Origin of the sequence: Gordonia prachuapensis, assembly GCF_036350515.1 — a bacterium.
Classification (GTDB): domain Bacteria; phylum Actinomycetota; class Actinomycetes; order Mycobacteriales; family Mycobacteriaceae; genus Gordonia; species Gordonia prachuapensis.
The window spans coordinates 193227-204334 of record NZ_JAZDUE010000010.1; the positions used below are offsets into that span (position 1 = coordinate 193227).

Annotated in this window: 12 protein-coding genes; 9 read left to right on the forward strand and 3 right to left on the reverse strand. The window is 67.3% G+C overall.

Annotation, left to right across the window (positions count from 1 at the left end; genetic code table 11):
• Positions 1 to 95 precede the first annotated feature (95 nt).
• The 4 genes from V1Y59_RS13875 (at position 96) to V1Y59_RS13890 (ending at position 3499) form a co-directional block, all read left to right on the forward strand.
• The gene (locus V1Y59_RS13875) at positions 96 to 1763 is read left to right on the forward strand and encodes a hypothetical protein (RefSeq protein ID WP_330505551.1); all 1668 of its coding nucleotides are present in this window, start codon (positions 96 to 98) and stop codon (positions 1761 to 1763) included.
• A gap of 87 nt (positions 1764 to 1850) precedes the next feature.
• Entirely contained in the window at positions 1851 to 2045 is a 195-nt protein-coding gene (locus V1Y59_RS13880; RefSeq protein WP_330432891.1) for a hypothetical protein, read from the forward strand.
• Between the two features lie 12 nt (positions 2046 to 2057).
• A complete protein-coding gene (locus V1Y59_RS13885) occupies positions 2058 to 2954 on the forward strand; it encodes a DUF3558 family protein (RefSeq protein WP_330505552.1) in 897 nt (298 codons plus the stop codon).
• The gene (locus tag V1Y59_RS13890) at positions 2951 to 3499 is read left to right on the forward strand and encodes a DUF3558 domain-containing protein (protein ID WP_330505553.1); all 549 of its coding nucleotides are present in this window, start codon (positions 2951 to 2953) and stop codon (positions 3497 to 3499) included. The genes V1Y59_RS13885 and V1Y59_RS13890 overlap by 4 nt, the downstream gene beginning before the upstream one ends.
• 45 nt (positions 3500 to 3544) lie before the next feature.
• Here V1Y59_RS13890 and V1Y59_RS13895 read toward each other — a convergent pair whose 3' ends face one another.
• The 3 genes from V1Y59_RS13895 to V1Y59_RS13905 are packed head-to-tail and all read right to left on the reverse strand — an operon-like array spanning position 3545 to position 5051.
• Complete coding sequence (locus V1Y59_RS13895) at positions 3545 to 3925, reverse strand: type II toxin-antitoxin system VapC family toxin (RefSeq protein ID WP_330505554.1); 381 nt, start codon at positions 3923 to 3925, stop codon at positions 3545 to 3547.
• The gene (locus V1Y59_RS13900) at positions 3922 to 4170 is read right to left on the reverse strand and encodes a type II toxin-antitoxin system Phd/YefM family antitoxin (RefSeq protein ID WP_330505555.1); all 249 of its coding nucleotides are present in this window, start codon (positions 4168 to 4170) and stop codon (positions 3922 to 3924) included. Before V1Y59_RS13900 ends, V1Y59_RS13895 begins: the two co-directional genes overlap by 4 nt.
• A 38-nt stretch (positions 4171 to 4208) precedes the next feature.
• A complete protein-coding gene (locus tag V1Y59_RS13905) occupies positions 4209 to 5051 on the reverse strand; it encodes an acyl-[acyl-carrier-protein] thioesterase (RefSeq protein WP_330505556.1) in 843 nt (280 codons plus the stop codon).
• A 99-nt stretch (positions 5052 to 5150) separates the two neighbouring features.
• On the opposite strand from V1Y59_RS13905, the gene V1Y59_RS13910 reads away from it, so the two are divergent.
• The 5 genes from V1Y59_RS13910 (at position 5151) to V1Y59_RS13930 (ending at position 10894) form a co-directional block, all read left to right on the forward strand.
• Positions 5151 to 6827: an FAD-dependent oxidoreductase gene (locus V1Y59_RS13910; RefSeq protein ID WP_330505557.1), complete on the forward strand. Its 1677-nt coding sequence runs from the start codon at positions 5151 to 5153 to the stop codon at positions 6825 to 6827.
• 4 nt (positions 6828 to 6831) lie between these two features.
• Complete coding sequence (locus tag V1Y59_RS13915; protein ID WP_330505558.1) at positions 6832 to 8106, forward strand: glycosyltransferase family 4 protein; 1275 nt, start codon at positions 6832 to 6834, stop codon at positions 8104 to 8106.
• Positions 8107 to 8183: 77 nt separating this feature from the next.
• A complete protein-coding gene (locus V1Y59_RS13920; protein WP_330432882.1) occupies positions 8184 to 8927 on the forward strand; it encodes a class I SAM-dependent methyltransferase in 744 nt (247 codons plus the stop codon).
• Entirely contained in the window at positions 8924 to 9970 is a 1047-nt protein-coding gene (locus tag V1Y59_RS13925) for a prenyltransferase (protein WP_330505559.1), read from the forward strand. The genes V1Y59_RS13920 and V1Y59_RS13925 overlap by 4 nt, the downstream gene beginning before the upstream one ends.
• A gap of 66 nt (positions 9971 to 10036) precedes the next feature.
• The gene (locus tag V1Y59_RS13930) at positions 10037 to 10894 is read left to right on the forward strand and encodes an LLM class F420-dependent oxidoreductase (RefSeq protein ID WP_330505560.1); all 858 of its coding nucleotides are present in this window, start codon (positions 10037 to 10039) and stop codon (positions 10892 to 10894) included.
• The last annotated feature ends 214 nt before the right edge of the window (positions 10895 to 11108 follow it).

The window sequence follows — 11108 nt, forward strand, 5'->3', positions numbered from 1 at the left end:
GATCGTTCGGCAATTCCTTGAAATCGCACATCGGCGCGAAACGGACATGATTCAATGAGCCGGCTCGCATCGGGTGGGACAGGGGATTGGGACGGATGACCAACATGGGCCGCAACGGAATTCGGCAGTCACGCATGGTGCGGAAGCGACCTGATCGCCGCCCGCGACGGGCCGGTGCGGCCGTGGGCGCTGCCACCTTGGCCACCGTCGCCGCACTCGGTGTTGCCCAGGCGAATCCCGGACAGGCGCACGCCGCCCCTGACTTCTCGCTGCCGAGCCCGACGGGCACGGTCGGTGATGTCATCGCCGCGCTCGCCAACAACGGGGTCACCCAGGAGCTCGCCGAGCAGTGGCGGTTCGATCTGTGCTCGTCGGATTCCGATGGTGGGCCCGCTCTCGGTGGTGCGGACTGCACGGGCTCCACGGGCGCGGGTGTGGCGCTCGTGATGCCGACCTCGATCGACCTCGTCCCCTCCGGCGTCTACGACCCCCTCCAGTCGTACCTCAACACAGAGGGCGGCAATGTCGTGACCGAAGGTGTGCGCCAACTCGCCATCGCGGCCGCCGAGGCGCTCGGGGTGACGGTCGAGCCGGTGCCCGACGCACCGCTACCGGAGGGCAGCGCGAGGGTGATCGGCGACGGGGTGCAGTTCGCATTGGCCTCCGGTGGTGGTAGTGCGACCTCGGTCTCGTACTTGCCGCTCAGCCTGGCCACGTCGGGGGCGAGCGACGGCCGAACCGCATTCGCGTTCGCCGTCGTCGGAATGGCGAATGCCTGGACCACCAGCGCCATCCCGGTCACGATCTTCACCGTGTCGACCGACCTGGAGGTCCCCGAGGTCGCCCATGTCAGTTGCTACGGGGGGCTCACCGGTGCATACGCGCAGGGTGTCGGAGCATGCGCGAATGTGCTGGGCACCTTCGACTTCCGATGGAAGGAGCCCAACGGTGAGGTGCAGTTCGGCCTGACCGACCCGTCGGCGGTGCTCTTCGACCCGGCGGACGTCCTGGGGCAGGTCCTGACCCAGGTGCTCGCGGGTCAACCCCTCACCCTCAGCAAGGACGTGGCACGGCTGAGCGTCGCCGGTGACTACGACTTCCTCGGCGGCAACTTCTTCCGGCTCACCAGCGATTACGGCCCGCAGGAATCGACGAGCATCGACTGGCTCGGGCAGACCCTGACGTTCCATCCGATGGTGACGGTGAACGGACAGGAACGGCCCAATCACCTGGGCGTGCCGGTCCTGACGTTCGGTGAGCTCGACACCGGCGAGATCGTGCCGGTCCTGCACATCCCGGAGTTCGAGTTCCCCTTCGGTATCGGAGCAACGGGACCCGCCTCCGCCGTCGCGGAGCAGGCATCTTCGGATGCCGCGGCAGAAGCACTGGTCTCGTCGGCCTCGACCCCGGAGACGACCGGCTACGTGGGTCGGCATCGGGCGCCCGAGCCGACCGCGAGCGGGTATGTCGGGACGCACCGCGCCGACACCACCGGTTCCGACCTCACATCGGACGGCACCGGGCCGACCGATCTCTCCGACGAGGTAGAGGACCGCGCACCTGCCGACGATTCCAGCGATGTCGACGACACAGAGACGACCGACGACACAGAGACGACCGACGACACCGAGACCGGGGACGACACCGAGACCGCTGACGACACCGAGACCGCCGACGACACCGAGTCGACCGACGACACGGCCTCCGACTCCGATCCGTCCGCGGATGGTTCCGATGACGACGCCCCGGCTTCCGACGACTGACCTCGGCGCGACGGTCACCGCGCTTCTCTTGGCTACAGTGGAGGCATCGATCAGCCTCACCCTGACCGGCCGTAGCAAGGAGGAGTCATGGCGGTAGATCCAGCGAGACGTAAAGCGGTGTCGGAGGTCGTGCGCCAGCACCCGGGCATGAGTGTTGCTGCCGTGTCGCCGGCGATCGTGTTGTTCGGAGTGTTGTGGTTGCTGATGGGCTTCTGGCCTGCGCTGCTCATCGGCCTGGTGGCCGGAGGCGCCGGCTACTACTTCCTGACCCGTCAGCAGTAACCCAGAGGAGCAATGGCCACCCGCGTCGACAGTTGGATCTGGGCGATCCGGCTCACCAAGACCAGGTCCGCGGCGGGGGCGGCGTGTCGCGGTGGCCACGTCCGGGTCAACGGCATCACCGCCAAGCCCGCGCAGCCGGTCGCTATCGGCGACGAAGTCCGTGTGCGACTGCACGGCAACGAGCGCATCGTCGAAGTGACGAGATTGATCAGCAAACGCGTGTCCGCGCCCGCGGCCGCCGAGTGCTTCGTCGATCACAGCCCGCCACCGCCGCCCCGGGAGGTCCTGGCCAGTCAGCCCCGCCGCGACCGCGGAGCGGGCCGCCCCACGAAACGCGAACGGCGTGAACTCGATCGCCTGCGGATGCGGGGCGGATTCCTCATCGCCACCGTCGTCATGATCGCCCTGGCGCTGACCGGCTGCTCGGGCGACGACACGACCGACCCGGCCGCACCCAACACGCCCGAAGCGCCCGGCAACGCCGGGTCGGGACCGTTCTTCGGCGAATGCGGCGGCGTCACCACCGAGGAGGTCGGCCGCATCACCCGCTTCGGCGCACTCACCAACACCGTCAACAACGCCTCGGTCTGCGAGTGGGACAGCAGTGGTGACCGCACCGGTCCGGTCGCCTCGTTCAACTGGTATCGCGGCTCGCCCATCGGCCGCGAGCGGGCGACCATCCAGCTGTCCCGGGAATCCACCGGAAACATCGAGATCGCCGGACACGAAGGCTTCGTCGGTTCCGATGTCGGCATCTGCGAGATCGGCATCGGATTCGGCGCCGACTTCTTCGAATGGTCGGTCAGCGCCGGATCGCAGGCGCTGCTCGGTGAGGACCCGCCGTCGACCGAGCAACTCTGTGACGCCGCGACCGAACTGTCCCGCCTGTCGATCGAGCGGGCGTCATGAGGCGCGTGGTGACCGTCGTCGTCGCCCTGGTGGTGATCCTCGGGCTCGGCACCGCATGCGCACGCAGCATCGACGGAACCCCGGTGCCCGTCGGCGCGGCCGGCGATCGGCCGGAGGGCAGTGTCGACACCGACCAGTTCGACAATCTCCTCCTCGAATGTTCGGTGCTGTCGCCGATGCAGATCGCCGAGGTCGTCGGCGGCACGGTGGCGCGCGGGACGTTCAACGGAGCCATCTGCCGATGGATCGTCGAGGGCGCGACCACGGCCGGCGTCACGTTCAACTGGTTCGAGTGGGGCGACCCCAACGTCGAGAAGGAGACGGCGAAGCAGCTGGGCTACGAGACCGAGAACATCAAGGTCGCCAGCCAGGCGGCGTTCACCCAACGCGACCCGGACCGTCCCGCCGTGTGTGGCGTCACCGCACGGGCGCCCAGCCGCGGCGTCTACACCTGGTGGGTCGAGCCGCGCACGGTGGCGGTGCCCGCCGATCCGTGCGCCGCCCCGATCAAGCTGATGGAGTTGCTGCTCAGCGGCGGTCAGTGAGGCGCGGTTCTCCTGGGGCCCCGAGTGCGCGAGCGGCACGGGTTGTCAGACCGAGACCACCTCGACCAGATCGTCGAGCCCGACGAAATCGGATGGGTTCCGGGTGTAGAGGCGGGCATCGTGGGCCCGTGCGGTCGCCGCGATGAGCAGATCCGGTGACCGGGCGCGCGGCTGACGGCCCGCATCGACGACGGCGGCCGCGATCTGTCCGTATGCGGCGGCCACCCCGTCGTCGACGGGTAACGCATCGAATGCCTTCTCGACGAACAACAGTCGGCGCAATCGCTCGGCCCGGACCGCGGCAGTCTTGGCGACGAGAACGCCGAAATGCAACTCGGCGAGGGTGATCGAACTCAACGCCAGTTGGCCCGGCAACGGTGCGACGTCGGAGCCGACGACGACACTGGTGTCCAGTATGGCCCTCACCGGTGTCGCCACGGATCTCCGATCGCGTGATCGACGGTGTCCCGATCCGATTCCCACTCGGCATCGGCTGGACCGGCGAAGAGGTCGGCGACGTCCTCCCACTGGCGCCATGAACGCGATGACGCGGGGACGAGACGGGCGCTCGGACGGCCGGACACGGTGATCGTTATCTGCTCGCCCGCTTCGACCCGCCGAACCAACTCGGACGCTTCTTGCCGCAACTCACGCAGGCCGACGGTCACCATCGACCCAGGGTAGCACTTGTGCTACCTGGTGCGTCCGCTCACTCGCCCAGCTTGGTCACCGACACCGTCGCGGCCACGACCAGCTCACCGACCTCCGCATCGGGGCCGTCGGCGGGAATCATCATCCAGATCAGCAGCCGGTCGGGTTCGCGTACCCGTCGCAGGGTGATCGACACTCCCGGCACGATCGGCCGCAGATATTCGATGACCGCGCGATGCGGGGCGTCGACGAGGTCGGGATGATCGAGGACCTCGTCCTCGATCGCCTCCAGGTAGGCGGCGTTGTTGAGGTGTTTGAACGGGTCGAAGTCGGTGATCCGGAGGACATGCTCCCGGTCGGCCAGCTCCAGATCGTCGGGGTCGGGTGCCTTGTCCGGGTTCATCGACCGCCACCGCAGCCGGTGCTGGTCGGTCATCGACGACAGCATCTCGAACATGTCGTCGGTGATCCGGGACGGCATGCCCTGGTCGTTGACGTTGATCCAGAAGGCCTCGGTCTCGATCAGTCCCGGTTCGCGGTGCTCGGGGTTGAACCGGTTGGTCTCGTGCTCCGCCGTGAGCCGTACCCGCATGTTGGTCCACCGCGTCGACAGCGCCCCGCACCAGCGTTGCGCGGTGACCGTCGCGGGCCAGGAGATCGGCCGGATGACGTCGATGACGGTCCGCCGCACGATCCAGAACGGATCGCTCTGCCCGTAGTCGGTGGCCTCGATGTTGTCGTTGGCCACATCCTGCAGGTAGCGGGCCACGGCATCGAGCCGTACCCGCATCTCCTGGTCGACATCGCCAGTGCGCACCCGGTAATCCGCTTCGAAGTACCGCGCCCCGTCCTTGCGTTCACTCAGTGGTTCGATGCTGATCCCGCTGGGTGAGTCACTCACTCGGTCCCTACTTTCCGCCGCCGGTATCTTTACAGTTAAGATACTCAGGACGAAAAAACTAGAACACGTTCCACGTGTCGGATTTCGAGGAAACAGCAGATGGCGCATGTGATCACCCGGCCATGTTGCAACGATGCCAGTTGCGTCAGCGTGTGCCCGGTCAACTGCATCCACCCCACGCCGGACGAACCGGAGTTCTTCACGGCGGAGATGTTGTTCATCGATCCGGAGACCTGTATCGACTGCGGGGCCTGCATCGACGAATGCCCCGTCGAGGCGATCCTTCCGGATGACCAGCTCGAAGAACGCGACGAGGCGTACCTGCAGATCAACGCCGACTACTACAAGGACCACGATGTCGAGGGCGGCCTCGTGCCCCCCAAGAAGGCGCCTCAGCTGCCCGACGGCGAACTGCACGTCGCGATCATCGGAGCCGGACCGGCGGCGTTCTATGCCGCCGAGGAACTGGTCCGCAAGCCGCAGGTCAAGGTCGACATGTTCGACCGGCTGCCGACCCCCTACGGCCTCGTCCGGGCCGGCGTCGCGCCCGACCACGCGCCCACGAAGGGCGTCGAGAAGACGTTCGCGGCCACTGCAGCCAAACGGAATTTCCAGTACTTCCTCAACGTCGAGGTCGGCAAGCACATCACCCATGCCGAACTCGCCGAGCGCTACCACGCGGTGATCTACGCGGTCGGCGCCGCGACCGACAAGCGACTGGGCATCGAGGGTGAGGACCTGGCCGGATCGATCCCGGCCACCGAATTCGTCGCCTGGTACAACGGTCACCCCGACTACGCCGACCTCGACGTCGACCTGTCGTCGGAGCGCGCGGTGGTGATCGGCAACGGCAACGTCGCCCTCGACGTGGCCCGCATCCTCGTCAGCGACCCCGACGAACTGGCATCGACCGACATCGCCGATCACGCACTGGAGAAGCTCCGCGACTCCAACGTGCGGGAAGTGGAGTTGCTCGCCCGCCGCGGCGTCGCGCAGGCCGCGTACACCAACAGCGAATTCCTCGCGCTCGGCGACGTCGAGGGTGTCGATGTGGTGATCGATCCCGATGAGCTGGTTCTCGACGCGGCCACCGAGGCGGCGCTCGACGACGACACGTTGGATTCCACCATCGCCACCAAGATCCGGCTCGCGCGTGAGTTCGCCGAACGTCCTGCCATCGACGGCAATCGACGGATCGTGTTCCGCTTCCTCGTTTCTCCGATGGAGATCGGCGGGGACGGAAAGGTCGAGTCGCTGACGTGCGTGCGCAACGCCTATGCGCCGGGAACCGAGCGGGTGGCGGTGACCCCGACCGACGAACGCTTCGAACTGGAGACCGGGGTCGTGCTGCGTGCCATCGGCTATCGCGGCGTGCCGGTCATCGACCTGCCGTTCGACGAGGTGAAGGGCGTGGTGCCCAACACCGACGGACGGGTCCAGGCGGTCGCCGACGGCGACGTGATGCCCGGTCTCTACGTGACCGGCTGGATCAAACGAGGGGCGACCGGGGGTATCGGCATGAACCGAATGTGTGGCCAGCAGACGGCCGAGGCCGTGCTGCGTGACTTCGTCGACGACGCGCTGTCCACGCCGTCGACTCCGCGCGACGACGTCGCCGACATCGTCTCCGATCGCGGTGCACGCCGGATCGACCTGGCCGGCTGGAAGGCCATCGACTCCGCTGAACGGGACGCGGGCAAGTCGGCGGGTCGTCGCCGCGTCAAGTTCGTCTCGGTCACCGAGTTCGAGACCGCCGCCGGCATGGAACCGGTGTAAGGGGATGCGTGTAGCACTGCTGTCGTATCGCAGCAAACCGCATTGTGGCGGCCAGGGCGTCTACGTCCGGCATCTGTCCCGCGAGCTGGCGCTGCTCGGGCACGATGTCGAGATCTTCTCGGGCCAGCCGTATCCCGAACTCGACCAGGTCGCCATCGACGCCGGGGTGAAGCTGACCAAGGTGCCGAGCATGGCGCTCTACGACGAGCCGAACCCGTTCCGGACGCCGCGGCCGGGGGAGTACCGGGACTGGATCGACGCCCTCGAGGTCGGCTCGATGTGGACGGCGAGTTTCGGTGAGCCGCTCACGTTCAGCCTGCGCGTGGCACGACTGCTGCGGGACCGTCGCGACGACTTCGACATCGTCCACGACAACCAGTGCCTCGGTTACGGACTGCTCGACATCCAGAAGGCCGGGTTTCCGCTGATCGCGACGATCCACCACCCGATCACGCGTGACCGCACGTTGGCGGTCAAGGCGGCCAAGGGATGGCGCAAGATCACCGCGTGGCGGTGGCATTCGTTCCTGCGCATGCAAGGGCGGGTGTCGCGGCGTATTCCCGAGCTGCTCACCGTGTCCCGGAGCAGTGAGGTGGACATCCGCAAGGCCTTCGACATCCCGTCGGGCCGGATCACGACCATCCCGCTCGGCGTCAACACGGAGGTGTTCAAGCCGGGTGTGGAGCGTGTCCCCGGCCGGATCGCCTGTGTCGCAAGCGCAGATGCACCGCTCAAGGGGGTGTCGTATCTGCTGGAGGCGGTCGCGAAGCTGAGCGCCGAACGGCCCATCGAACTGGTCCTGGTGTCCAAGCTCGATCCCAACGGCCCGTCGGCGAAGATGATCGACGGCCTCGCGATCCGCGACAAGGTGCGGGTGGTGTCCGGGCTCGAGGACGAGGAGATGGCCGATCTGCTGGCGTCGGCCGAGGTGGCCTGTGTGCCCTCGCTGTACGAGGGCTTCTCGTTGCCGGCGGTGGAGGCGATGAGCTGCGCGACACCCCTGGTCGCAACACGCGCGGGGGCGATCCCGGAGGTCGTGGGCACCGACGAGGAGGCGGCGGTGCTCGTGCCGCCGCGTGACTCCGGCAAGCTCGCCCAGGCCATCGGGCAGCTGCTCGACGACGCCGACCTGCGTCGCAGGCTCGGTGACGGCGGGCGTCGCCGCGTCGAGGAACGCTACAGCTGGGCCGCGGTTGCCGCGAAGACGGCCGAACACTATGAGACAGTGCTGCAACGGGTTGCGGCCGATCGAGAAGTCACGGACCTCACGGGGAACTGACCGACGATCGACGGCGCGGCGAACTGGTCGCCGCGGCAGAGGATTTGACGGTCGTAGGATTCGAAGGAGAAGAACGAGTGCTGACAGTGGATTTCGATCGCTTGGGGGTTGGTTCGCAGACCAAGGCGATCGACATCGGGGCGGGACAGGGCCGGCACTCGTTCGAGATGTTCCGCCGGGGAGCGGATGTCATCGCGTTCGACCAGTCGGAGTCGGACATGGCCGATGTCGCGGAGATGTTCGACGCGATGATGGCCGAAGGGCATGTCCCCGGCGACGCGAAGGCTCGCGCCGAGGTCGGTGACGCCCTGCGGCTTCCGTACGCGGACAACAGCTTCGACGTGGTCCTCATGTCGGAGATCCTCGAGCACATCCCCACTGACGAGGGTGCCATCGCCGAGATGGTGCGCATCCTCAAGCCAGGTGGCGTCGCCGCCGTCACCGTGCCGCGCTACTGGCCGGAGAAGGTGTGCTGGGCGCTCTCGGACGCGTACCACGAGGTCGAGGGCGGGCACGTCCGCATCTACAAGGCGTCCGAGCTCGCCGACAAACTGACCCGGGCCGGACTCGAGGTGACCGGCACCGACCACGCGCACGCGCTGCACGCCCCGTACTGGTGGATCAAATGTGCTGTGGGCGTGGAGAACGACGGCAACCCGTTGGTCAAGGCCTATCACAAGCTGCTGGTCTGGGACATGATGAGCAAGCCGTGGCTCACCCGGGTGGGTGAGCAGGCGCTCAACCCGGTCATCGGCAAGTCGGTCGCGCTGTATCTGCGCAAACCCGAGTCGTCCGGCGGTGCCGACGCCGGAAGCAGGTGACGCCGCTTCCGGCGATCGCGGGTGTCCTCACCGCGGAGCAGGTCGACGCCACGGGCGCCGCGATCGCTGCGATGCAGGAGGATTCGGGTGCGCTGCCGTGGTTTCCCGGGGGACAGACGGACCCGTGGGACCACGTCGAGTCGGCGATGGCCCTGTCGGTCACCGGCCGCATCGCCGAAGCGGAGGCGGCATACGCGTGGTCGCGACGTCACCAGCGCGACGACGGTTCGTGGCCGATTCGCATGGTCGGCGGTCGGGTCGAGGACCCGAACATCGACAGCAACTTCTGCGCCTACATCGCGGTCGGGGTCTGGCATCACTACCTGATCACCGGGGACACCCGATTTCTGGACGAGATGTGGCCGACCGTGTGGTCGGCGATCGACCTGGTCACGAAGTACCAGCGGCCCGACGGCGCCTTCCGGTGGGGCGGTGATCACCGCACCGGCGCGATGTTCGATCAAGCCCAGATCACGGGCAACGCCAGCATCTTCCAGGCGATCGACTGTGCGGTGCGGATCGCCGACGAGATGGGGCAGCCCGAGGACGCCTGGGCCGCAGCGCACACCGCGCTCGGGGACGTGATCCGTGACCGGCCGGAGAACTTCGAGCCGCCATCGGATCATTCGATGGACTGGTACTACCCGATACTCGGTGGGGCCCTGCGCGGCCGCGCCGGCCAAGAGCACATCGCCCGGCGCTGGGACGAATTCGTGGTCGACGGAATGGGGATCCGGTGCGTCGACCACCGCCCCTGGGTCACCGGCGCGGAGACCTGCGAGTTGGCCCTCGCGGTCGACGCCCTCGGTGACACGGCCGATGCGGTCAAGCTGGTCGAATCCATTCAGCACCTACGCGATCCGGACGGATCGTATTGGACCGGCCTGGTGTACGCCGACGGCAAGCGGTGGCCGGTGGAGAAGAGCTGCTGGACGTCGGCCGCCGTGGTCCTGGCCGCCGACGCGATCAGCCGGACCAGCGCGGGGGAAGGAATCTTCCGCGACGTCCGGGAAACCCTGGTCGCGGGCGATCCCATCACCTAGACTGGTGTCCAGTCAGCCGTCCGAAGGTAGGGGCGGCAGCGAACGCGACGTCGCGCGGGAGGACCCATGGAATTCGGAATCGTGCAGTTCACCAGTGATCGCGGCCTCAAACCGCACGTGCTCGCACCACTCATCGAGGAGGCGGGTTTCGCGTCCTACTTCGTGCCGGAGCACGGGCACATCCCCACGCGGCGCGACGCGGCGCATCCACAGACGGGCGATTCGTCGCTGCCCGATGACCGTTATATGCGCACTCTCGATCCATGGACGTCGCTGGCGGCCGCCGCGGCGGTGACCGAGCGCATCCGGTTGGCAACCGCCGTCGCCCTTCCCGTGCAGTCCGACCCGATCACGTTGGCGAAAACACTTGCGACGCTCGACCACATCTCCGACGGCCGCCTCACGCTCGGGGTCGGATTCGGTTGGAACCTGGACGAACTCGCCGATCACAAGGTGCCGCCGAAACGTCGACGGACCATGCTGCGTGAGTACCTCGAGTCGATGCGCGCACTGTGGACCGACGAAGAGGCGGAATATCACGGCGAGTTCGTCGATTTCGGCCCCAGCTGGGCCTGGCCCAAGCCGGCCGAGCACATCCCGACCCTCGTCGGCGCCGCCGGCAACGAGAAGAACTTCAAATGGATCACCCGCAGCGCCGACGGCTGGATCACCACCCCGGGTGAGGACGACATCGAGGGATCGGTGGCGCTGCTGAAGCAGATCTGGTCGGACGCCGGTCGTGCGGGCGATCCGCAGATCGTCGTCCTCGACTTCAAACCGGTGGCCGAGAAGCTGGACAAGTGGCGGGAAATCGGAGTGACCCAGGTGCTCTACGGTCTGCCCGACGACAGCGTGGAGCGCGCGACGGCGTACCTGGCGAAGCTCGCCGGCAAGCTCGACCTCGCACCGGTCGCCGCCGGCTGAGGCGTGGCGCCCCAACCGCTGGTCGGGCGGCCCCCCCAACCGATGGTCGAGTGGCCCCCCAACCGTTGGTCGAGTAGCCGCGAGGCGCTAGTGTCCTGCGCCGTTAATTCGTTGAATAAGTCTGCCGATGGAGCCGAGGATGTCTTCGGCGGTTTTGGTCCAGATGAATGGTTTGGGGTTGGCGTTCCATCCGGCGATCCAGTTCTTGATGTCG

What these genes read in the sequence shown, in the direction of transcription:
- V1Y59_RS13875 (WP_330505551.1), top strand. Translation starts at nt 96, where the DNA reads ATGACCAACATGGGCCGCAACGGAATTCGGCAGTCACGCATGGTGCGG.
- V1Y59_RS13880 (WP_330432891.1), top strand. Translation starts at nt 1,851, where the DNA reads ATGGCGGTAGATCCAGCGAGACGTAAAGCGGTGTCGGAGGTCGTGCGC.
- V1Y59_RS13885 (WP_330505552.1), top strand. Translation starts at nt 2,058, where the DNA reads ATGGCCACCCGCGTCGACAGTTGGATCTGGGCGATCCGGCTCACCAAG.
- V1Y59_RS13890 (WP_330505553.1), top strand. Translation starts at nt 2,951, where the DNA reads ATGAGGCGCGTGGTGACCGTCGTCGTCGCCCTGGTGGTGATCCTCGGG.
- V1Y59_RS13900 (WP_330505555.1), bottom strand. Translation starts at nt 4,170, where the DNA reads ATGGTGACCGTCGGCCTGCGTGAGTTGCGGCAAGAAGCGTCCGAGTTG.
- V1Y59_RS13910 (WP_330505557.1), top strand. Translation starts at nt 5,151, where the DNA reads ATGGCGCATGTGATCACCCGGCCATGTTGCAACGATGCCAGTTGCGTC.
- V1Y59_RS13915 (WP_330505558.1), top strand. Translation starts at nt 6,832, where the DNA reads ATGCGTGTAGCACTGCTGTCGTATCGCAGCAAACCGCATTGTGGCGGC.
- V1Y59_RS13930 (WP_330505560.1), top strand. Translation starts at nt 10,037, where the DNA reads ATGGAATTCGGAATCGTGCAGTTCACCAGTGATCGCGGCCTCAAACCG.